The organism is Collibacillus ludicampi, from assembly GCF_023705585.1.
GTDB classification, from domain to species: domain Bacteria; phylum Bacillota; class Bacilli; order Tumebacillales; family BOQE01; genus Collibacillus; species Collibacillus ludicampi.
On sequence record NZ_BOQE01000001.1, the window covers coordinates 2669113 to 2690706 of the forward strand.

The 21594-nt window shown below is 44.7% G+C and carries 20 protein-coding genes; 14 read left to right on the forward strand and 6 right to left on the reverse strand.

Going from position 1 to position 21594, the window contains the following annotated elements:
* Positions 1-184: 184 nt before the first annotated feature.
* The 5 genes from DNHGIG_RS13555 (at position 185) to DNHGIG_RS13575 (ending at position 5252) form a co-directional block, all read left to right on the forward strand.
* Positions 185-1471: a phytoene desaturase family protein gene (locus tag DNHGIG_RS13555; RefSeq protein ID WP_282200089.1), complete on the forward strand. Its 1287-nt coding sequence runs from the start codon at positions 185-187 to the stop codon at positions 1469-1471.
* 137 nt (positions 1472-1608) lie between these two features.
* Positions 1609-2235, forward strand: a complete 627-nt coding sequence (locus DNHGIG_RS13560) for a fumarylacetoacetate hydrolase family protein (RefSeq protein ID WP_282200090.1) — start codon at positions 1609-1611, stop codon at positions 2233-2235.
* 262 nt (positions 2236-2497) lie between these two features.
* On the forward strand, positions 2498-3496 hold the full coding sequence (locus tag DNHGIG_RS13565) for an ABC transporter substrate-binding protein (protein WP_439647774.1): 999 nt from the start codon (positions 2498-2500) through the stop codon (positions 3494-3496).
* A 24-nt stretch (positions 3497-3520) separates the two neighbouring features.
* Positions 3521-4471, forward strand: coding sequence for an ABC transporter permease (locus DNHGIG_RS13570; protein WP_282200092.1), 951 nt, complete (start codon positions 3521-3523; stop codon positions 4469-4471).
* Positions 4458-5252 carry an ABC transporter ATP-binding protein gene (locus DNHGIG_RS13575; RefSeq protein WP_282200093.1) on the forward strand — a complete coding sequence of 265 codons (795 nt, stop codon included), beginning with the start codon at positions 4458-4460 and terminating at the stop codon, positions 5250-5252. Before DNHGIG_RS13570 ends, DNHGIG_RS13575 begins: the two co-directional genes overlap by 14 nt.
* An 83-nt stretch (positions 5253-5335) precedes the next feature.
* On the opposite strand, the gene DNHGIG_RS13580 is transcribed toward DNHGIG_RS13575, so the two are convergent.
* The gene (locus DNHGIG_RS13580; RefSeq protein WP_282200094.1) at positions 5336-6670 is read right to left on the reverse strand and encodes a sigma-54 interaction domain-containing protein; all 1335 of its coding nucleotides are present in this window, start codon (positions 6668-6670) and stop codon (positions 5336-5338) included.
* A gap of 229 nt (positions 6671-6899) precedes the next feature.
* Between DNHGIG_RS13580 and DNHGIG_RS13585 the strand changes: the two genes are divergently transcribed.
* The 7 genes from DNHGIG_RS13585 to DNHGIG_RS13615 all read left to right on the forward strand — a co-directional run bounded on the left by DNHGIG_RS13585 (position 6900) and on the right by DNHGIG_RS13615 (position 12748).
* On the forward strand, positions 6900-8054 hold the full coding sequence (locus tag DNHGIG_RS13585) for a branched-chain amino acid ABC transporter substrate-binding protein (RefSeq protein ID WP_282200095.1): 1155 nt from the start codon (positions 6900-6902) through the stop codon (positions 8052-8054).
* Positions 8055-8134: 80 nt separating this feature from the next.
* Entirely contained in the window at positions 8135-9028 is an 894-nt protein-coding gene (locus tag DNHGIG_RS13590) for a branched-chain amino acid ABC transporter permease (protein ID WP_282200096.1), read from the forward strand.
* A gap of 1 nt (position 9029) precedes the next feature.
* On the forward strand, positions 9030-10004 hold the full coding sequence (locus tag DNHGIG_RS13595; RefSeq protein ID WP_282200097.1) for a branched-chain amino acid ABC transporter permease: 975 nt from the start codon (positions 9030-9032) through the stop codon (positions 10002-10004).
* A 10-nt stretch (positions 10005-10014) separates the two neighbouring features.
* The gene (locus tag DNHGIG_RS13600) at positions 10015-10788 is read left to right on the forward strand and encodes an ABC transporter ATP-binding protein (protein ID WP_282200098.1); all 774 of its coding nucleotides are present in this window, start codon (positions 10015-10017) and stop codon (positions 10786-10788) included.
* Complete coding sequence (locus DNHGIG_RS13605; RefSeq protein WP_282200099.1) at positions 10785-11504, forward strand: ABC transporter ATP-binding protein; 720 nt, start codon at positions 10785-10787, stop codon at positions 11502-11504. Before DNHGIG_RS13600 ends, DNHGIG_RS13605 begins: the two co-directional genes overlap by 4 nt.
* A gap of 194 nt (positions 11505-11698) precedes the next feature.
* Positions 11699-12049 (forward strand): YlbF/YmcA family competence regulator, encoded by a 351-nt coding sequence (locus DNHGIG_RS13610; RefSeq protein WP_282200100.1) that lies wholly within the window; start codon positions 11699-11701, stop codon positions 12047-12049.
* A 15-nt stretch (positions 12050-12064) separates the two neighbouring features.
* Positions 12065-12748, forward strand: coding sequence for a metal-dependent hydrolase (locus DNHGIG_RS13615; protein ID WP_282200101.1), 684 nt, complete (start codon positions 12065-12067; stop codon positions 12746-12748).
* Positions 12749-12779: 31 nt separating this feature from the next.
* On the opposite strand, the gene DNHGIG_RS13620 is transcribed toward DNHGIG_RS13615, so the two are convergent.
* The gene (locus DNHGIG_RS13620; protein ID WP_282200102.1) at positions 12780-13034 is read right to left on the reverse strand and encodes a DUF3243 domain-containing protein; all 255 of its coding nucleotides are present in this window, start codon (positions 13032-13034) and stop codon (positions 12780-12782) included.
* 139 nt (positions 13035-13173) lie between these two features.
* Between DNHGIG_RS13620 and DNHGIG_RS13625 the strand changes: the two genes are divergently transcribed.
* The gene (locus DNHGIG_RS13625) at positions 13174-13473 is read left to right on the forward strand and encodes a hypothetical protein (protein WP_282200103.1); all 300 of its coding nucleotides are present in this window, start codon (positions 13174-13176) and stop codon (positions 13471-13473) included.
* Between the two features lie 144 nt (positions 13474-13617).
* Here the strand turns inward: DNHGIG_RS13625 and DNHGIG_RS13630 are convergent, their stop codons facing one another.
* Entirely contained in the window at positions 13618-14847 is a 1230-nt protein-coding gene (locus DNHGIG_RS13630) for a coiled-coil domain-containing protein (protein WP_282200104.1), read from the reverse strand.
* Positions 14848-14941: 94 nt separating this feature from the next.
* On the reverse strand, positions 14942-19336 hold the full coding sequence (locus DNHGIG_RS13635) for a coiled-coil domain-containing protein (protein ID WP_282200105.1): 4395 nt from the start codon (positions 19334-19336) through the stop codon (positions 14942-14944).
* 211 nt (positions 19337-19547) lie between these two features.
* Here DNHGIG_RS13635 and DNHGIG_RS13640 point away from each other — a divergent pair, with 211 nt between their 5' ends.
* The gene (locus tag DNHGIG_RS13640) at positions 19548-19823 is read left to right on the forward strand and encodes a hypothetical protein (protein WP_282200106.1); all 276 of its coding nucleotides are present in this window, start codon (positions 19548-19550) and stop codon (positions 19821-19823) included.
* Between the two features lie 101 nt (positions 19824-19924).
* On the opposite strand, the gene DNHGIG_RS13645 is transcribed toward DNHGIG_RS13640, so the two are convergent.
* Positions 19925-20272: a DUF1360 domain-containing protein gene (locus DNHGIG_RS13645; protein ID WP_282200107.1), complete on the reverse strand. Its 348-nt coding sequence runs from the start codon at positions 20270-20272 to the stop codon at positions 19925-19927.
* A 2-nt stretch (positions 20273-20274) separates the two neighbouring features.
* Entirely contained in the window at positions 20275-21510 is a 1236-nt protein-coding gene (locus DNHGIG_RS13650) for a hypothetical protein (RefSeq protein WP_282200108.1), read from the reverse strand.
* Positions 21511-21594 lie beyond the last annotated feature (84 nt).

Genomic DNA, 21594 nt, shown 5'->3' on the forward strand with positions numbered 1-21594 from the left:
GGATATAATAAAAGTGCCAGCCTTTTTACATGGAGGAGTCCTGATGAATAGGACTCCTCCTGTATTTTTCAAATTGACATCCGCGTCCGCTTATGCTAAACCAACATAGGATGAAAAATTACGATTGATATAGGAGTGCCCACTCAAGCACTCGTTTTCAAGTAGTGTAAATGGAGGAACTGAGATGCCCGAACAAATCATTGTAATTGGCGGTGGACTTGCCGGATTAAGTACCGCTGCACGCCTTGCACATAAAGGATTTGACGTGAAGTTGATTGAAAAAGCTCCCAAACTGGGAGGAAGAGCAGTAACGATTCCGTTGAAAGGATTTAATTTTAATTTCGGTGCACATGCGATCTATGGCAGGGATCAATCGGTCTTGCGGAAATACGAAAAAGAACTCGGACTGAAAGTCGACTGGAAAGACTTTTCCCCTGAGAAAGCGTTTTACGATTTGGGCACATACACAACGCCTGTGCCCGCTACACTCGAAGGGCTATACAAAACGAAAATTATGGATGCGAAAAATAAAATCCGCTTTGTTTATGAAGTCGTCAGAACATTAGTTTCGCTTGAGCGGGGAAAAGACGGACAAACGATCGGGGAATACCTGCAAAAAGAGCCCAAACAGGTCAGGGACTTCTTGCTCACACTGGCGTCTTCCAACTTTTTTACAAATGAGCCGGAAAAAATACCTTCCCCCTTGTTCTTCCAATACTACAAACGTTTGTTTACGACTCATAAGCCGGTCGCTTATATCGGGGGAGGATGGCAATCGATTATCGACGGTTTGGAACAGATCTTGAAGCAAAACGGTGGCGAAGTCATCACGAAAGAAAAAATTCAGACAGCGGAGGTTGTCGACGGAAAAGTCGTTGCGGTTCATGGTAAGGAACAGTCTTTTCAAGCTGATTTGTTTGTGTTCTGTATTCCGCCGAGCGAACTGGTTTCCCTGTTTAAAGAAACAGGATATGAGTCTCTCTTTGAACAGTACACCCGATATCGCGCCAATCAGGTAGTGGTCTATGATATCGGTTTGAGTCGCCGTATCGATATTCCTTACACATATATTTATCACAAGGAAAAACGCGTGTTCCTCACAGACATTTCTTACTACGATCATACATGCGTTCCAGAGGGCGGGCAATTGATTCAAGCGATTTCTTATTTGAACGAGGAAGAGATCGAACAAAATATCGCCGATGAAAAAATCAAAAATATCGAAGAGGTATATGATAAGCATTTTCCCGGATGGCGGGACGTACTTGTAACCAAACGGATCTCGAAAAAAGCGACCGTTCAGGAAATCAAATGTGTGGAAGATCAACAATTGATGCCCGTGAAATTTTACAGCTTGCGAAACGCATATTTTGCCGGAGACTGGTGTCAGGGAGAAGGCCAACTCTCCGAACTGTCGTTCAGTTCATCTTACGATGTGACGAATCAAATTTTATCTCAATCGTTCCATTAATTCGTGAGAGCCCCCTAAGCGGGGCTTTCCGTATATCAATCGGTCGATGTTGGAAGATCATCGATGCGCTCATTCATGCAAGCCTTTTTCAAGGAAATGTGATATCATTCATATAAAAAATGGAAGAGGGGAGCGCAATGGAGTCAATTCGCAATATTTTCTGTGTAGGTAGAAATTACAGATTGCATGCAGAAGAATTAGGAAATGAGGTACCCAAGTCGCCGTTTCTTTTTAACAAACCCACACACGCGCTGGTTGAAGCGAATGGCCAAGAGATTCTCCTGCCTGGCGACCGGGGAGCGATCCACCATGAAGTGGAATTTGTCATACATATCGCCAGAACGTACAAAAAAGGCATGAATGTCGAAGATGTCGTTGACCGCATGGCCCTGGGTATCGATTTCACTCTGCGCGATGTTCAAAGTGAGCTTAAGAAAAAAGGGCACCCTTGGTTGTTAGCGAAAGGTTTTCTCAATTCCGCAGTCATTACCGCTTTTCGTCCATTTCCAGGAGTGGAAGCTTGCCGAAACATCGATTTTTCATTGCTGAAAAATGGCGAACTTGTACAAAAGGGTTATCTTCGCGATATGCTGTTCGACTTGCAGACGATCATCGAATTTACGAGCGAACATTTCGGCCTCGGTGAGGGAGATATCATCTATACCGGTACCCCTGCCGGTGTGGGCCCTGTAGCGAATGGAGACCGCCTCACACTGAATTGGGGTGAAGAGGCTCTCGGTGAATGTACCATCAAAATGTTGTAGAGAGAACGAAGACGAGGTTTTCCCCTCGTCTATTTTTTTCCTGTCTGACTTGTCAGCCACGTGCGTGCGGTTATTTACGATATCAGTGAAGATGAATGATAGAAAATTTATCAGAATAGTAAAGAGAATGATGTTTATAATTTATAAAGTAGGATGATTATAAAAAATATTATAAAAAGTATAGAGGTAAAAATGCTGGTGATGGCGAATAATATCATGAACCAGATCCATTCATAAAGGGGGAACAAAAGTGAAAAAATGCATGCTACTCATGATTTCCGGGTTATTATTACTGACCGCTTGCGGAACGCAGACGGCAAGCAAACCCGAATCAGCAAGTGAAGGAGGGAATAATCAACAGAAAACGGTGAAAGTGGGCATCACTCAGATTGTGGAACATCCTTCTCTGGATGCAGCGAGGAAAGGATTTCTTGCGGCTTTGAAAGACGGAGGATATGTGGATGGTCAGAATTTGAAAGTGGACCTGCAGATCGCACAGGGGGATTCAAGCAATAACATCACGATCGCGCAGAAGTTCGTCGCAGACAAGGACGACCTCATCCTTGCCATTTCTACGCCGAGCGCACAGGCGGCGGCGAAAGCGACAAAGGATATCCCCATTCTGTTTACGGCGGTCACCGATCCCTTGGGGGCAAAACTCGTGCAGAATTTGGAGAAACCGGGTGGAAACGTGACAGGTACATCCGATACACATCCGGACGCGATTAAAAATACGATGAAAACGATTAAAGATTTCTTCCCGAATGCGAAAAAGGTGGGAATCATTTATAACAGTGGTGAACAAAACTCGGTCGTAAATGTAGAGAACGCAAAGAAAGTGATGAAAGATTACGGTTTGGAGCCGGTAGAAGCGACGTTGTCTAACAGTTCGGAAGTGAAGCAGGCGGCCGAGTCTCTCGTCGGGCGCGCGGATGTGATTTATGTTCCGAAAGACAATACGGTCGTATCCGCTCTGGAATCGGTGATCAGTGTGGCGAATGCCAAACATATCCCTTTGTTTGTCGGCGAGTCTGATTCCGTGAAGCGCGGCGGTTTTGCCGGTTACGGGTTTGAATACTATGATCTCGGTTATCAGACAGGCAAGATGGCTCTCGAAATCTTGAAAGGCAAGAAACCGAGCGATATCCCCGTCGGGTTCCCAGACAAACTTCAATTGGTGATCAATAAGAAAGCGGCGGACGCACAAGGTATCAAGCTGACAGACGAAATGAAAAAGAATGCGGTGATTGTTGGTGAATAGGCTTGCTTGAGGAGGAGGTTGTCCGTGCTTACGGCTTTGGTAGGTTCGCTGGAATCGGGGATTATCTTTGCTCTGACGGCGCTCGGTGTATACCTGACCTTTAGGATACTGAATTTTCCCGATCTCACAGTTGACGGCAGTTTTACAACGGGAGGAGCTTTGGCGGCGACAATGATTACGGCAGGTTATCAGCCGGTCGTCGCAACGGTAGCGGCCATCGTTCTTGGGTGTATGGTCGGAAGTCTCACGGGAATCCTCCATACGAAAGGAAAAATCAACGATCTGCTGGCGGGCATATTGTCCATGATCGCTCTGTATTCGATTAATCTGCGCATCATGGGCCGATCCAATGTCCCCCTGTTAAGCCAAGATACGTTGTTTACACAGATCACCTCTGCTTTCAACAATATTTTCGGAAGTTTCTCCATTGTTATTACAATGGGAATTCTGGTTCTCCTCGTCAAATGGCTGACCGATTGGTTTCTCGATACGGAAATCGGTTTGTCGTTGCGGGCCACGGGAGATAATCAAAAGATGATTCGCAGTTTCGCAGCGAATACGGATGCGACAAAGATTCTGGGATTAAGCCTCTCGAACGGACTTGTGGCCATGTCGGGAGCGCTAATGGCTCAATACCAAGGGTTCGCCGATGTTTCCATGGGTATCGGTACGATCATTATCGGTTTGGCATCTGTCATCATCGGGGAAGCCGTTTTTGGCCGAACCACGGTTCGCCGGTCGACCCTCGCGGTCATCGGAGGCGCCGTCATCTATCGGTTGATCGTGGCGATCGCTCTTCGAATCGGTCTGGATCCATCCGATATGAAACTGATGACGTCGTTGATCGTAGTCATTGCCCTTGTTCTACCGAAGGCGGTGGATGGATGGAAAGAGAAACGTCCGCGAAAAGTCGCGGGTCAGGGTACGGGGATCCTCGAGCAAACGATGGCAGGTGAGCATCATGCTGAGTCTTAAACATATCCATAAGACATTTAACCCCGGAACTGTCGATGAAAAAGTGGCTCTGCAAGAGATCTGTTTGACATTAAAGCCGGGAGATTTCGTTACAATTATTGGCAGTAACGGAGCAGGTAAATCAACATTGATGAACATGATCGCAGGAGTCATTTTTCCTGATGGAGGTACCATTGAGATCGACGGGCTGCCAGTGAATCATCTCGCGGAACATCAACGAGCTCCTTTGATCGGCCGCGTGTTTCAGGATCCCATGGCCGGGACGGCTCCGAACATGACGATTGAGGAGAATTTGGCGATTGCGTACTCGAGAGATAAGAAACGTACATTGCGGAAAGGAGTCAATCGCAAGAGGAGGGAATTATTTCGCGAATATCTCTCATCTTTGCATCTCGGCCTGGAGAATCGCTTAACGGCAAAAGTTGGTCTTCTTTCCGGCGGAGAGAGGCAGGCATTAAGTCTGTTGATGGCGACGTTTACGAAACCGAAAGTGCTGCTTCTTGATGAACATACGGCTGCCCTTGATCCGGCACGTGCACAGTTGATCACGGAGCTGACAAAAGAAATTGTCGAACGTTCTCATTTAACTACTTTAATGGTCACCCACAACATGAAACAGGCCATCGAATTGGGAAATCGGCTGATCATGATGGATAAAGGAAGAATTATTCTCGATGTTCCGGAAGAAGAAAAGAAAAACCTTACGATCGATAGGTTATTATCGGAATTTGAACGAATCAGGGGAGAAAAACTGGCAAACGACCGTGTCATGCTCGCCTAGTCGTAATGACAGTTTCCTTGCGAAAAAGATCGGTAATGTCCAAGAAATGGGCATACCGATCTTTTTTGTTACGGTGATCTCCTCTAATGTATTTTGTATTGTTTGATTTTATAGTAAAGGGAACCCCGGGAAATGCCTAATAGACGCGCGGCGCTCGCTTTGTTTCCGCCTGTTCGTTTTAATGCATCTATAATTTTTGCTTTCTCCATTTCTTCCGAAAGAATGGTTAAGGACAATGATTCTTGCGCCAGATCAGCCAACGTAGTTAATCGCAACTCTGAGGGTAAATCGTTTAAGGTAATCTCGTTTCCGGAAGATTTGATCATCAGATGTTCCATCACGTTTCGAAGTTGCAGCAGATTCCCCGGCCAATGAAATGTCGTGAGAGCGGTAATCACTTCTGATGAAAGTCGGGGAACCGGTTTTCCCACCGCCTTGGCAGATTCTGCAAGATAATAATGGCATAGTTCAGGCAAATCTTCCTTGCGTTCCCGCAAAGGAGGAATCGTGTGCACATGAAAAATATAAGAGAGTTCGCGTAAGAGAAGTTTTTTTTCCACCAGTTCTTCGATAGCAACTGTAGATGAAGCGATCACTCTGCAAGTCAATTGGATGGGTTTATCTCCACCAACGCGAAAGAATTGTAGTTGGTTTATGGCATCCGCTAATTTTGCTTGGATCGGCAGAGGAAGAGCAGAGATATTCTTAAGATAGATCGTTCCCGTGTGCGCTAGATCCAGTTTTCCCGGACGTTCTTCCCGGTCACTTCCTAACATTCCTCCAGCATAACCGAACAACTCCATATCCAATAAACCGGCTGGAATCGTATCACAGCTGATAGATAAAAAGGGGCCAGGGTATTTGCCCATTTGATGAATCATCTTAGCGATCATTTCTTTGCCGACACCGTTCTCGCCAACAAGAAGAACTGGATAGGAGAGTCGTGAAGCCTTTGTCAGAAAATCAACCGTCTCCTGCATGGAACTGCATTCCATTTGCGAGAAAATCATTGACTCGTGGATGTGCTGACCCGATTGACTGTAACTGTAAAGTTCTTCACTTAATTTTACGGTATGTGTAATATCCTGTTCGATTGCAATCGCGCCTATCAATCGGTCTTCATCATCATAAACCGGTATGGCGTTGATAAAAACATGAATGTCGGGGCGAGGCTTATGATAGACCTGGTATACAGGCATACCGGTTTCCATGACCTGATATAACATAATAGATCCTTTTTGGAAGAAGTCTCCGATGCGTTTGCCTATGATCTGAGCTTTTGGGATTCCATACATGTTTTCTGCTGATTTGTTCCAATAGAGAACCGTTCCGTCAGTGTCTACTACAGTAACCGCATCATTCACTGAATCGAGCAATATATCAAAAAACGCTTTCAGTTTTGGGTTAAAGGCATTCACACTCTCACACCCCATCTATCATTACCATCATTATTGCGAAAACTATTGGAAAAACGCAAATTACTAGTTGTCTAAAAATACGTGTATCATGTAAAATTACAAACGAGATGTTCAATAATTAGACATAATCTAACGAATGCGTCTAATTTTAAACATCTATGTAAGCGCATACAAAATCTAACGACTGGACGTTGTTAGAAATCACAGGAAATCTAAAGGGGGTCAAAAAATGAGAAAATGGAAAAAGTTTGGTTTTGCAGTTTCTCTTGCGTCCATGTTGATGTTGACAGCGTGCGGTTCAGGAGGAAGTTCCGCAGGAAATTCAGGGGGCGCTTCCGGGAGCGAAATTTTGATTGGGGTACAAACGCCAACGACCGGTTCGGAAGCGAAAATGGGTCAGGATATGAATAATGCGATTCAACTCGCGGCAGATGAAATCAACGCGAAAGGTGGAATTCTCGGGAAGAAAATTAAACTGGTTTTCGCGGATGATGCCAGCGATCCGCAAACGGCAACGGCAGCCGCCAATAAGTTGGTTTCCCAAGGAGTTGCGGCTGTAGTCGGAGGATATAGTTCCGGTGCGGTACTTCCGGCTTCTGGCGTATACCATAACGCAGGTATCCCGATGGTTGTAACGGCAGCCAACTCCGCGAAAATCCCTGCCCAAGGGTATAAGGAAATCTTTTTGATTAACGGTACAACCGTGCATCAGGCGGAAGCGGCAGCCGATTATATGACGAAAAAGCTTGGGGCTAAACGGATTGCGCTTGTACACGATAACTCTGCGTACGCAAAAGATTTGGCTGAACTCACCAAAAAGTCTGTGGGACAAGCGGGCGGACAAGTGGTTGCTTTTGAAGCGGTGAACCCGGATGAAAAGGATTTTACCACCTTGCTTACCAAATTAAAAAACGCGAAACCGGATGCTACCTATTGGACCGCTTATTATGCGGCAGGAGGGCTTCTGATCAAACAATTTAAACAACTGGGGGTTCCGGGAGCCATAGGTGTAGGGGACGGTTCGAACGACAAGACGCTCATCGATATTGCGGGCAAAGATGCGGCAGAAGGAACATTCGTGACGACAAGCCCGACGGCAGAATTTATACCGGGAGCAAAAGCGTTTCTCGATGCCTATAAGACAAAGTATCATGCGGATCCGGGTCCCTATTCCGCACTTGCCTACGATGGCATGCGCTTGCTGGCCGATGCGATCACACGAGCAAATTCCACGGATAAAGCAGCCATCGTGAAAGCTCTCAAAGAAACGAAAGGATTTAAAGCATTAGAAGGCGATATCGCCTTTAAAGATGACAATACGCTTGAGAAATCAAACTTCATCGTACTTGTAGTGAAGAACGGCACTTTTGCACTTCCGCAGTAAGAAATCAAACATCGAGCGGAGAATTTCGTGATCACCATGGATTCTCCGCTTCACAAATTAAGAAAGATTGGAGCGGTGAGATGAGCATCATCATCCAACAACTCATGAATGCGATCGTCGTTGGATCTTTCTATAGTCTGATTGCTCTTGGTTATTCGATGGTTTACGGAATTATTAATCTATTAAACTTTGCTCACGGAGATCTCTACATGGCGGGAGCATTCATAGGTTTTACCGTTTTATCGTTATTTACGGGGCAAGCGGGTCTTCTGGGCGTTGCTGTTGCCTTTTTGGTTGCGATGATCGTCACAGGTCTTCTTGGTATGGGGATCGAGCGCATCGCCTATCGTCCGTTATTATCGTCGCCTCGTCTTACGATTCTGATTACGGCAGTTGGTGTATCGTTGGTATTGGAAAACGGATTCATGCTTTCCTACGGACCCAGTTTTAAAGTGTTCCCTGTCCAACTTCCTACGACCGGTTTCCAAATGGCAGGTGCTACGATCACTTATGCCCAGGTCGGCATCATCGTGTTATCTGTCCTTCTTATGTTTGCATTGCACACATTTGTCCAACGTACCCTATACGGGAAAGCCATGAGGGCTATCGCGATCGATCAAGCGGCTACTTCTTTGATGGGGATCCCCGTCCACCGTATCATAAGCCTTACATTTTTTATTGGTTCCATGTTGGCGGCTGCAGCGGGTATGATGGCAGGATTATATTACGGACAAATTAACTTCTTAATGGGCTTTATTGTAGGTTTAAAAGCATTTACGGCCGCTGTCATTGGGGGGATCGGCAGCATCCCTGGCGCTATGATCGGAGGAATGGTTCTTGGGATCTTTGAATCGATCGGAACGATTTATTTTGGCGGTGAATGGAAAGATGTGTTCACCTTCGGGATATTGATTCTCATTTTGGTGCTCAAACCGACAGGAATCCTCGGAGAAAAAGTAACGGAGAGGATGTAAGATGATGAGAAAAACGGTTACCACCTCCCCGCTCATCCACCAAAAACTGTTACCGATCCAACGATACGCGCTGATCGGATTCGCCATTCTATTGTTCTGCTTTCCGTTTGTAGCGAACAACTATTGGATTGATGTCGGGACAATGGCATTATTCTATGTTGTACTTTCGCTAGGACTCAATATCGTAGTGGGATTTGCCGGATTGCTGGATCTCGGCTACTCCGCTTTCTTTGCAGTCGGTGCTTATACTACGGGAATTCTTACCACACAATATCATGTCTCCTTTTGGGTGACGTTACTTTTGGCCGGTATATTTGCCGGATTAGCCGGTATTCTGATCGGCGCCCCGACACTTCGTTTGCGTAGTGACTATCTGGCGATTGTCACACTAGGATTTGGCGAAATCATTCGCATCTCTGCGAAGAATTTGCAATTCACCGGATCCGCGTCCGGTATTTATGGAATACCACGTCCGCAAATCGGAAGTTACATGTTTACAAATCTAACCGATTTCTACTACGCCATGTTGATTTTGGCGATCCTGACATTGATTGCGGTCAATCGGTTGGGTAACTCACGTCTTGGAAGGGCATGGAAGTATATTCGCGAAGATGAAGACGCTGCGGAAGCGATGGGAGTGAACCGTGTTCGCGTCAAGTTGACCGCCTATGCACTCGGTGCCATGTTTGGCGGTTTTGCCGGGGCTCTCTTTGCTGCCAAAATGACAGCAATCGCACCGGAAAGCTTTAATTTTATGCAATCGGTGATGATCCTTCTCGCGATTGTCATAGGCGGTCTCGGGCGTCTCCCCGGTGTGGTTCTCGGAGCGGTGATCGTTATCTTGCTTCCGGAAGCTATGCGTGATTTTTCCAACTGGCGTTTTCTGTTGTTCGGAGTGCTGCTGGTCATCATCATGATTTTCCGTCCGCAAGGCCTATGGCCTGCGCGTAAGGATGTACAGTTGGAGCAGGAATAGGAGGGATAGGATGTCACTGCTTCAAGTGAATCACGTGACGTTACGATTTGGTGGCCTTGTTGCGGTCAATGATCTCAGCTTTGAGATCCCTGAACATTCGATTATCAGTGTGATCGGTCCGAACGGTGCAGGCAAAACTTCAGTATTCAATATGATTACTGGATTTTATCGACCCACGAGCGGTGAGATTCTTTTTGATGGTGTGAACATCGTTGGCAAGAAGCCGAGTCAAATCACACAGATGGGGATGGCACGAACGTTTCAAAACTTGCGACTCTTCCCCACACTTACAGTTCTTGAGAACGTCATGAGCGGAATGCACAGCAAAACTTCACAAGGCGTGTTGGGAGCGCTCTTGCGTACACGGACGCAAAAACGGGAAGAAGAGATGATTTATACCGTGGCAGAATCTTGTATGGATTTCGTGGGCATAAAACGTTATGCCGGGCGGTTGGCAAAGAACTTGCCATACGGTATCCAGCGTTATGTGGAAATTGCCCGAGCACTTGCCACAAAGCCTAAACTGCTGCTTTTGGACGAACCGGCTGCGGGCTTAAACCACTCGGAAAAACAAGAGTTAATTCATTTGATTCAACGGATTCGTCAAGAATTCGATCTCACGATTCTCCTGATTGAACATGATATGGGACTGGTGAACCGAGTGTCCGATCAGATCATCGTTTTGAATTACGGGCAAAAAATTGCAGAAGGTTCGCCTCATGATGTGTTAAATCATCCGCTTGTGATCGAAGCCTATTTAGGAAAGGATGAAGATGTCGTATGAGCCATTTGCTTGAGCTTTCTCAGGTGAACTCGTATTATGGCAAGATCCAAGCGTTAAAAGGGATCAATCTCACGGTTAAAGAAGGCGAAATCGTCACCCTTTTAGGGAGCAACGGTGCAGGGAAAAGCACGACACTCAAGACGATTTCGGGCTTGGTGCGAGCTCGGAGCGGGAGCATCCGTTTTATGGGGGAAGATATCGGAAAACTGGCTCCGCATGAAATCGTGGATCGTGGCATCGTACATGTGCCGGAAGGACGCCGCATCTTCGGATCTCTAACCGTTACTGAGAATCTTGAATTGGGCAGCTTCACCAAGAGAAAGGATCCAGCCTTTGTTAAACGAACTCTCGAACATGTATTCACACTTTTTCCGAGGCTGAAAGAACGCGAAAAACAGAAGGCAGGGACACTCTCGGGCGGTGAACAACAGATGCTTGCGATCGGCCGTGCCATCATGAGCGGTCCGAAACTTCTCATGTTGGACGAACCTTCCATGGGACTCGCTCCGATCGTGGTTCAAGAAATCATGAAGATTATTAAGCAAATCAACTCGGAAGGAACTACAATTCTTCTCGTCGAACAAAATGCCAAAGCAGCTTTGAAGTTGGCGCATACCGGTTACGTCATCGAAACCGGTCAGATCACCTTGCATGATCACGCAGATAAGCTGCGCGAAGATGACCGTATTATAAAGGCATATTTAGCAAATGGATGAATAGATACTGTACAGCTTTTAAGGTTAAGAAAAAACGCGGACGATTGAAACCTGGAAACAGACTGCCCAAGAATCAAGGCAGTCTGTTTCTTATACATGTTCCAAAATTCAGTCCAGCATATTTTCTTGATGGTATGGAATTGGATATACTAGACATATAAATAGAAACGACTACATAGAGGGGGGAATTCGGATTGAATCCCTACGACAAAGCGCATGAACTTGCGAGAGCTCTTCGTGCCCATGATTCTTTTCAAAAGCTCATGAAAGCAAAAGAACGTATCGACCAGGATCCTCAGGCGAAAAAAATTGTGGAAGATTTTCGCAAACGACAATGGGAATATGAAGCAAAACGTTTAGCAGGTCAAGAGATCAGCGATGCGGAGAAACAACAGATGACACAATTGCAAGAAGCCCTTGCATTGGTTCCGGCAGCTAGAGACTATCTGCAGGCGGAATACCAGTTTAGTGTTCTTTTTGGTGATATACAGAAGATCATTGCGGATACTATACAAGATGTATTTGGAAATCTCGTTCAAAAGTAAATGGAGGTTTAAAAGATGAAGATTCAGTATGAAGGCCATTCATGTTTTACAGTTACCTATGAAAATCGTTCGGTTATCATCGACCCATTCCTGACAGGAAATCCGCAGGCAGTAAAAAAAGCGGAAGAAGTCAAGGTGGAAGCCGTACTTGTGACACACGGTCATGGAGATCATCTAGGGGACGCGATCGATATTGCCAAGCGCAATAATGCCCCCATCATCGCTCCTTATGAAGTTGCGATGTACGCTTCGAAAAAAGGGGCACAGGTCCATCCGATGCATCTGGGGGGATCTTATGCGTTTCCATGGGGAAAGGTGAAACTCACATTGGCCTTTCACGGTTCCGGCATCGAAGATGGAGACACGATGATTGACGGAGGCAATCCTTGCGGATTTTTACTGACGATGGGGGACAAAACGTTCTATCATGCAGGGGACACGGCGTTGTTCGGCGATATGAAGCTGATCGGTGAACTGCATCGCATCGATGTGGCGGCCTTACCGATTGGAGACAACTTCACCATGGGACCGGAGGATGCCGTATATGCGGCCGAATGGGTTCGTGCCCGTACAGTGATTCCGATGCATTACAACACATTTCCTGTCATTCAACAAGATCCGCAGAAGTACGTAGATGATCTGTCAAAAAGAGATATTAAAGGTGTTATCTTGCAACCGGGTGAAAGCATCGAGATTTAAGAAGAGCCCCTCATTGAGGGGCCTTTTTCACTTAATGCGTTTTTTGAGCTAGATTGATCATCATGCGGGCAAGCGCTTTTTGATCATTTTCATCGCTTGCTTCCCACAAGTCTTTCAGCAGTCTCTCTTGCGGGTTTTTGGGATCTACTTTATTGGCGAGGAAGTCACCCATACGGTATGCCACGTTCTGGATTTGATCCATGGACATGCCCGCGTCTTGCGCTTGGTCTACACGTTCGCCGAGAAACTCTTTCCAGCGGTCGAAATTTTCTAGTACGGACGACATTTGAATCCCTCCATATCAGGTAAAATATCCAGGATACATATCTAGCTTGTGTAGAAAAAATCCACTCTATACAGTAGTCATGGATCTAGGCCTTGTCTCATACACATAAGGAAGAATGAACGGAAAGGACGAACGTGTGATGAGACGAAGAGACGCTAGAAAAGCTTTTATTTATTTAGCGATTGGTCTTGTGATGCTGTTTTATGCAGTACCCAGGTTACCCGATGTAACGTTTTCGGAAGAAGGAGTATTCACGATTGTCTGGTTATTGTTCGCTTTACTTACAGTTGGGGCCAATTTATATGTGCTCATCGGCGTAGACAAGGAAAGAAGAAAACGGAGAAACAGCATTCGCTCTTGGGAACGGGAGATGATGCGTGCAGTCATGCGAATGCGGGATGATGATCATCATAAAAAAAATCGTATGATGATGCGTTAGACAAGCGTATATTAAATAAGGCAAAAGATGATAACAGATGGCACGGACTACATTCGAAGATACCAATAGCTCTTCATCTCGCCCGACGGACGAAAAGAAGAGCTATCTTCATTTGCGCATGATTTTGATCAACTAGATAGGCTGTTACCACATGAGTTGTTCGTTGATATCGTTAGACAGATTGACGTCTTTGTAACTTATTTCCTGAAGCGGCTCGTTGTTCTGATGTAACTCTTGAGTATATGTTTCCTGTATATGATATTCCTTTTCTTGAAAATTCTTGATCAATTCGTCCATCAGTTCGAGAAGCTTTTTGTATTCCCGTTCTTGTTTCTGTAGAGTCTGAACGATCTCATTCACTTGTTCGGGATCATTCGGAATTTCCTTTGTTTGATTTTGGATCTCTACGTCTTGTTGTTCGAAAAATGTAAGGGTCTCTAAGTCTCTCTCATGCATAAACTCGATGGTTTCATTTATATGATTCAAGGCGATCTGAAGAGCGGCTTCCGTTTCTTTGAATTGTGTGATCGTCTGGTCTTTTTGCGCGAGAACTTGCCGGAACTCTTCTGCCTGTGTTTGGAACTGAGAGATCAATTCGTCTTTTTGAGTAAGCGATCTGTGGAAATCTTCTACCTTCTCTTCAAACTGTGAAACCAATTCCTCTTTTTGAGCCAGTGTCTCCCGGAATTCAGCTTCCTTTTCTTTCAATCGCAAGATCAAATCGTCTTTTTGGGCAATCACAAGCTGAAATTCGGCTTCTTTTTCCTGATACTGGGCCATGGCATGTTCTTTTTGAGCGAGAGCTTCCCGAAGAGCCGCTTCCTGTTCATGAAGACTGGTGATCACTTCATCCTTTTGAGAAAGAGCCTGTTGGTACTCTTCAGCTTTTACTTGAAGCTGGGATACGAGATTATCTTTTTGTGCGAGAGCCTGCTGATACTCCTCCAACTTTTCTTGGACATGTGAGAATGCCTCATCTTTCTGAGAAAGGGCCAATTGGTATTCTTCAGCCTGCGTCTGGAACTGTGAAATCAATTCGTCTTTTTGAGCCAGTGTTTCTCGGAATTCAGCTTCCTTTTCTTCCAATCGCAAGATCAAATCGTCCTTATGAGCAATCACAAGCTGAAACTCGGCTTCTTTTTCCTGATACTGGGCCATGGCATGTTCTTTTTGAGCGAGAGCTTCCCGAAGAGCCGATTCCTGTTGTTGAAGACTGGTGATCACTTCGTCCTTTTGAGAAAGAGCCTGTTGGTACTCTTCAGCTTTTACTTGAAGCTGGGATACGAGATTATCTTTTTGTGCGAGAGCCTGCTGATACTCCTCCAACTTTTCTTGGACTTGTGAGAATGCCTCATCTTTCTGAGAAAGGGCCAATTGGTATTCTTCAGCCTGCGTCTGGAACTGATCAATTCGTCTTTTTGAGCCAGTGTTTCTCGGAATTCAGCTTCCTTTTCTTCCAATTGCAAGATCAAATCGTCTTTTGGGCAATCACAAGCTGAAACTCGGCTTCTTTTTCCTGATACTGGGCCATGGCATGTTCTTTTTGAGCGAGAGCTTCCCGAAGAGCATATTCCTGTTCTTTAAAACGTTCGATCACTTCATCCTTTTGAGCGAGAGCCTGTCGGAACTCTTCAGCTTTATCTTGAAGTTGGGATGCGAGTTCGTCTTTCTGTGTAAGATCTTCCCGAAGAGCCGATTCCTGTTGTTGAAGACTGGTGATCACTTCGTCTTTTTGCGCGAGAGTCTGCTGGTACTCCTCCAACTTTTCTTGGACTTGTGAGAATGCCTCATCATTCTGAGAGAGGGTCACTCGGTACTCTTCTGCCTGCGTTTGGAGCTGTGAAATCAATTCGTCTTTTTGAGCCAGTGTCTCCCGGAATTCAGCTTCCTTTTCTTCCAATCGCAAGATCAAATCGTCCTTATGAGCAATCACAAGCTGAAACTCGGCTTCTTTTTCCTGATACTGGTTCAAAGTATATTCTTTCTGAGCAAGATCTTCCCGAAGAGCCGATTCCTGTTGTTGAAGACTGGTGATCACTTCATCCTTTTGAGAAAGAGCCTGTTGGTACTCTTCAGCTTTTACTTGAAGCTGGGATACGAGATTATCTTTTTGTGCGAGAGCCTGCTGATACTCCTCCAACTTTTCTTGGACTTGCGAGAATGCCTCATCTTTCTGAGAAAGGGCCAATTGGTATTCTTCAGCCTGCGTCTGGAACTGTGAAATCAATTCGTCTTTTTGAGCCAGTGTTTCTCGGAATTCAGCTTCCTTTTCTTCCAATTGCAAGATCAAATCGTCTTTTTGGGCAATCACAAGCTGAAACTCGGCTTCTTTTTCCTGATACTGGGCCATGGCATGTTCTTTTTGAGCGAGAGCTTCCCGAAGAGCATATTCCTGTTCTTTAAAACGTTCGATCACTTCATCCTTTTGAGCGAGAGCCTGTCGGAACTCTTCAGCTTTATCTTGAAGTTGGGATGCGAGTTCGTCTTTCTGTGTAAGAGCTTCCCGAAGAGCCGATTCCTGTTGTTGAAGACTGGTGATCACTTCGTCTTTTTGCGCGAGAGCCTGCTGGTACTCCTCCAACTTTTCTTGGACTTGTGAGAATGCCTCATCTTTCTGAGAGAGGACCAATTGGTACTCTTCTTCTTGTATTTGGAAGCTTGAAATCAATTCGTCTTTTTGAGCCAGTGTCTCCCGGAATTCAGCTTCCTTTTCTTCCAATCGCAAGATCAAATCGTCCTTATGAGCAATCACAAGCTGAAACTCGGCTTCTTTTTCCTGATACTGGTTCAAAGTATATTCTTTCTGAGCAAGATCTTCCCGAAGAGCCGATTCCTGTTGTTGAAGACTGGTGATCACTTCGTCTTTTTGCGCGAGAGCCTGCTGGTACTCCTCCAACTTTTCTTGGATTTGTGAGAATGTCTCATCTTTCTGAGAGAGGACCAATTGGTACTCTTCTTCTTGTATTTGGAAGCTTGAAATCAATTCGTCTTTTTGAGCCAGTGTCTCCCGGAATTCAGCTTCCTTTTCTTCCAATCGCAAGATCAAATCGTCCTTATGAGCAATCACAAGCTGAAACTCGGCTTCTTTTTCCTGATACTGGGCCATGGCATGTTCTTTTTGAGCGAGAGCTTCCCGAAGAGCATATTCCTGTTCTTTAAAACGTTCGATCACTTCATCCTTTTGAGCGAGAGCCTGTCGGAACTCTTCAGCTTTATCTTGAAGTTGGGATGCGAGTTCGTCTTTCTGTGTAAGAGCTTCCCGAAGAGCCGATTCCTGTTGTTGAAGACTGGTGATCACTTCGTCTTTTTGCGCGAGAGCCTGCTGGTACTCCTCCAACTTTTCTTGGACTTGTGAGAATGTCTCATCTTTCTGAGAGAGGACCAATTGGTACTCTTCTTCTTGTATTTGGAAGCTTGAAATCAATTCGTCTTTTTGAGCCAGTGTCTCCCGGAATTCAGCTTCCTTTTCTTCCAATCGCAAGATCAAATCGTCCTTATGAGCAATCACAAGCTGAAACTCGGCTTCTTTTTCCTGATACTGGTTCAAAGTATATTCTTTCTGAGCAAGATCTTCCCGAAGAGCCGATTCCTGTTGTTGAAGACTGGTGATCACTTCATCCTTTTGAGAAAGAGCCTGTTGATACTCTTCAGCTTTTGCTTGAAGTTGGGATGCGAGTTCGTCTTTCTGCGCGAGAGTAAGCTGATACTCCTCCAACTTTTCTTGGACTTGCGAGAATGCCTCATCTTTCTGAGAAAGGGCCAGTCGGTACTTCTCCGCCTGCGATTGGAACTGAGAGATCAAATCGTCTTTTTGAGCGAGCGACAGTTGGAACTCAGTTTCTTTTTCCTGATATTGAATAATAGTTTGTTCTTTCTGCGCAAGATCTTCACGAAGAGCATATTCCTGTTCTTTAAAACGTTCGATTACTTCATCTTTTTGAGCGAGAGCCTGTTGATATTCTTCAGCTTTTGCTTGAAGTTGGGATGCGAGTTCGTCTTTCTGTGTAAGAGCTTCCCGAAGAGCCGATTCCTGTTGTTGAAGACTGGTGATCACTTCGTCTTTTTGCGCGAGAGCCTGCTGGTACTCCTCCAACTTTTCTTGGACTTGTGAGAATGTCTCATCTTTCTGAGAGAGGACCAATTGGTACTCTTCTTCTTGTATTTGGAAGCTTGAAATCAATTCGTCTTTTTGAGCCAGTGTCTCCCGGAATTCAGCTTCCTTTTCTTCCAATCGCAAGATCAAATCGTCCTTATGAGCAATCACAAGCTGAAACTCGGCTTCTTTTTCCTGATACTGGTTCAAAGTATATTCTTTCTGAGCAAGATCTTCCCGAAGAGCCGATTCCTGTTGTTGAAGACTGGTGATCACTTCATCCTTTTGAGAAAGAGCCTGTTGGTACTCTTCAGCTTTTACTTGAAGCTGGGATACGAGATTATCTTTTTGTGCGAGAGCCTGCTGATACTCCTCCAACTTTTCTTGGACTTGCGAGAATGCCTCATCTTTCTGAGAAAGGGCCAGTCGGTACTTCTCCGCCTGCGATTGGAACTGAGAGATCAAATCGTCTTTTTGAGCGAGCGACAGTTGGAACTCAGTTTCTTTTTCCTGATATTGAATAATAGTTTGTTCTTTCTGCGCAAGATCTTCACGAAGAGCATATTCCTGTTCTTTAAAACGTTCGATTACTTCATCTTTTTGAGCGAGAGCCTGTTGATATTCTTCAGCTTTTGCTTGAAGTTGGGATGCGAGTTCGTCTTTCTGCGCGAGAGTAAGCTGGTACTCCTCCAACTTTTCTTGGACTTGTGAGAATGCCTCATCTTTCTGAGAGAGGGCCAATTGGTACTCTTCTGCCTGCGTTTGGAACTGAGAGATCAAATCGTCTTTTTGGGCAATCACAAGCTGAAACTCGGCTTCTTTTTCCTGATACTGGGTCATAGCATGTTCTTGTTGCGCGAGAGCTTCCCGAAGAGTAGATTCCTGCTCTTGAAATTTGGCGATCAAATCGTCCTTTTGAGCGAGAACCTGTTGGTACTCTTCAGCTTTTACTTGAAGTTGGGATATGAGATCGTCTTTTTGTGCGAGAGTCTGCTGGTACTCATCCAACTTTTCTTGGACTAGCGAGAATGTCTCATCTTTCTGAGAGAGGGCTAATTGGTACTCCTCTAACTGCGCTTGAAACTGAGAAATCGTTTCCTCTTTTTGCTCCAGTACCCTGTGGAAATCCACTTGCTTTTCTTCAAACTGTAAAATCAACTCGTCTTTTTGAGCAAGCGCCAGCTGGAACTCAGTTTCTTGTTCTTGAAAACTTGTAATTGTCTCCTCTTTTTGTTCGAGAAGCTTCTTGTATTCCTGTTCCCTTTCTTGAAGATAACGAACCGTTTGTTTCAATTGTTCCAGAGCTTGCTTGTATTCCGATTGGTGCTGAAAAAATTTTTCTTTTTGCTTCTTATTCTCCCGGTCTTTCTCTTGAAGGTAACGTATGGTCTGCTTCATCTGTTCCATAGCAAACTGGTACTCAGATTCCTTTTTTTGATACTTGGTAATCAATTCTTCTTTCTGTGTAAGAATCTGATGATTTTCTTCTTCTCTTTTTTTAAGGAAACGAATAGTTTCATTTAATTGTTCCAATGCTCTCCGGTATTCGATTTCCTTCTCTCGAAACCTCATGTTCATGCTCTCTTTTTGTTCAAGGGATTGTTTGATCTCCCACTCCTTTTCTTTAGAAAAAAAAGCTTCATTTCCCCTTTCCGGCGGCGGAGAGAAATTCGTCTCTTTTTTCCTTTCGGGTTCGCTTGATCGATTCAATAAAGTAATACCCTCTTTTTGAGGCTTCCTCTTATTTGAGGAGATTTTTTTTCCAGCCATTCATATTTCCTCCTCAGAATATGCTCTTACCGTATATACATATAGGAAACGGAGTGTAAGTGTGCATTTATCAACTCTATAGCAAAGCGTTGTAAGAAAGGGGGCATCGAGAAATAAGGTCGGGCGAATGTATGAGGACATCCGTTTATATCCGTTTACACCAAGTACCATATACATATTACATAAGCTTAAGCAAAAAAGGGGTGGAACGATGTATCCGGAGATCGTGATAAAAAAAGGTACAAACCTTTATACCATAAACGAAATTCAGTCTGGAACCGAACAATTGAAAAAAGAAATCGAATGGCTAAAGATGGCTCTTAATTGTAACGTCGAACAAACAGATAAAGTTTTTCCGGAACCTCCAATGAGTTTAAAACAGATCTTAATTTGCTGGCTTGAGGAAAAAGAACGTTTGCTGAGTAAATGTGAATTGGCCGTTAAACACGCCGTGAATACGTTAAGAATCATAGAAATCGATTGTTAAAACAGCCTGAATAAGAGCATGGAAACCATCAATTCCTCTGCCCTTATTCGGGCTCGTTCCTTCTTGTAATCCCATAATGCTCCAAGGGCTTTCCCTTGTCATTAACCGAAATACAACTTGGATTCAATGACGGCTGCCGCCCCCGCTACAGCGAGGATGACTAATAAAGAAAAAGCGGATGGAAGAAATATATAGACGAATATCACAGCGAGTGAAGACCAAATCCCTACACACCAGTGACAACTGAGGAGCAAACCGATCCAGTGACGTAAACCGGAACCCTTGATTTCGATATGTCGAACCAACTGTCCGCTGGCATCAGGTTCATAAGTAACAGATAAAAAAGGATCTCGAATAAAAGAGGTAATTTCGTCAAACACAATCAAATGAGTCAGACGGAATGAAGCGAGAATCAAGATTGCCAAGTGAATCCATGAAATGTCATGCATAACTACATCTCCTTTGATACCTCATGATTTGGAACCGTATTATGTGACAAGTATGAGAAAATGATCCGATTATTTGAAGGAAAATGGATCTGTTTCTCCTGAAAAAAGACAAATCCTTCAACCATTACCTGATTGCCTTCAGCTGGCTTGGTGACAGACAGCTGAAAATTGAGGATTTCAACTTCTTGAGAGCCTATTCGAATGGGGTCTATCGGGCCGATCCAATACTCTCCCTGTTCATGTACTTTCTGAAACCAATCCTCCTCTAGATACTTCCAACCTCGTTTTCCCATTGCGCTTTGTATACTGAGACTTTCGGTCATTTGAGGGGGAAGAATTTGCCCCCGGAGTTTGATACTTTCGGGAGGTGTTACGCGGAGGTAAATGACGGGATTATATAAATCTTCAGTTCCCGTGTTTTTTATGGAAAGATTCCCTATTATCAAGTGCGGTTGTTTTTCACTGGCAGATACATGAATCGAATAGTCAAAGTATACTTCTGCTTGCAATCGATTCGTTGCGAGTCGATATTCATCCTGAACTTCTTGCTGTTCCCTTTCTGGATTCACGACGAGTTCCAAGAAATGGTAAATTATTTTTGGAGACAAGCACGAGAGAATGGAAATTTTCTCACGATCTTGGAAGTATCGGAGAATACTTGAAGCGAGACTAACTGCAAGCCTTGAGCGAAAAGTGGCCCATTCCGTTTGTTGATTTTCGTCCAGAATGCGACACTGGATGTCAAGAAATGAATTTGTGAGATCTGCTTCCACACGAGTCTTGGACATGCATGGGATACCTGAACACTCGAACTCTTTAAAAAGAAAACGAGCCAACTTTCGTGTTTTTACATTCCAATCGTCATAAATGACGATTAGTTGCGGAACATCTACATGAGGTTCATGCGATACGGTAAGCTGAATATATAGATCTGTCTGAGTGGATGTTCTTGCTTCATCTGACATTATACAATGGATCCCGGAAGAAGCGAGAAAGTTCTTTACATCTGTCAAGATCTCTTGTTCCTCTACTCTTTTTTTCTCGAAAGACAAGGAATCGCGTGACCCGCCTTGGGCCAGACAAACGGTTTTCCCCGTCAATCCCGGTAAAAGGTGAAGAGTACTTTCTGCCTCATTCCATTTGGTTTGAAATCCCAATTGTTCACAAAGGAGACGAAAAGCAGGAAACGAAGAGTAAGGTATGACACCAAACGCTTCGTCTGCAAAGTACACTTGCATTTGTCATCCCCCTTTATTGGATGCATTGACTTGGTTTGTGTTCATTTTATGAGAATCCCAAAAAAAAGTGAGGCGTGACATTCG

Coding starts and splice junctions, on each gene's coding strand:
- DNHGIG_RS13595 (WP_282200097.1), top strand. CDS start 9,030: ATGATGAGAAAAACGGTTACCACCTCCCCGCTCATCCACCAAAAACTG.
- DNHGIG_RS13560 (WP_282200090.1), top strand. CDS start 1,609: ATGGAGTCAATTCGCAATATTTTCTGTGTAGGTAGAAATTACAGATTG.
- DNHGIG_RS13590 (WP_282200096.1), top strand. CDS start 8,135: ATGAGCATCATCATCCAACAACTCATGAATGCGATCGTCGTTGGATCT.
- DNHGIG_RS13640 (WP_282200106.1), top strand. CDS start 19,548: ATGTATCCGGAGATCGTGATAAAAAAAGGTACAAACCTTTATACCATA.
- DNHGIG_RS13620 (WP_282200102.1), bottom strand. CDS start 13,034: ATGTCGTCCGTACTAGAAAATTTCGACCGCTGGAAAGAGTTTCTCGGC.
- DNHGIG_RS13585 (WP_282200095.1), top strand. CDS start 6,900: ATGAGAAAATGGAAAAAGTTTGGTTTTGCAGTTTCTCTTGCGTCCATG.
- DNHGIG_RS13555 (WP_282200089.1), top strand. CDS start 185: ATGCCCGAACAAATCATTGTAATTGGCGGTGGACTTGCCGGATTAAGT.
- DNHGIG_RS13650 (WP_282200108.1), bottom strand. CDS start 21,510: ATGCAAGTGTACTTTGCAGACGAAGCGTTTGGTGTCATACCTTACTCT.
- DNHGIG_RS13625 (WP_282200103.1), top strand. CDS start 13,174: ATGAGACGAAGAGACGCTAGAAAAGCTTTTATTTATTTAGCGATTGGT.
- DNHGIG_RS13575 (WP_282200093.1), top strand. CDS start 4,458: ATGCTGAGTCTTAAACATATCCATAAGACATTTAACCCCGGAACTGTC.
- DNHGIG_RS13565 (WP_439647774.1), top strand. CDS start 2,498: ATGCTACTCATGATTTCCGGGTTATTATTACTGACCGCTTGCGGAACG.
- DNHGIG_RS13615 (WP_282200101.1), top strand. CDS start 12,065: ATGAAGATTCAGTATGAAGGCCATTCATGTTTTACAGTTACCTATGAA.
- DNHGIG_RS13605 (WP_282200099.1), top strand. CDS start 10,785: ATGAGCCATTTGCTTGAGCTTTCTCAGGTGAACTCGTATTATGGCAAG.
- DNHGIG_RS13600 (WP_282200098.1), top strand. CDS start 10,015: ATGTCACTGCTTCAAGTGAATCACGTGACGTTACGATTTGGTGGCCTT.
- DNHGIG_RS13635 (WP_282200105.1), bottom strand. CDS start 19,336: ATGGCTGGAAAAAAAATCTCCTCAAATAAGAGGAAGCCTCAAAAAGAG.
- DNHGIG_RS13645 (WP_282200107.1), bottom strand. CDS start 20,272: ATGCATGACATTTCATGGATTCACTTGGCAATCTTGATTCTCGCTTCA.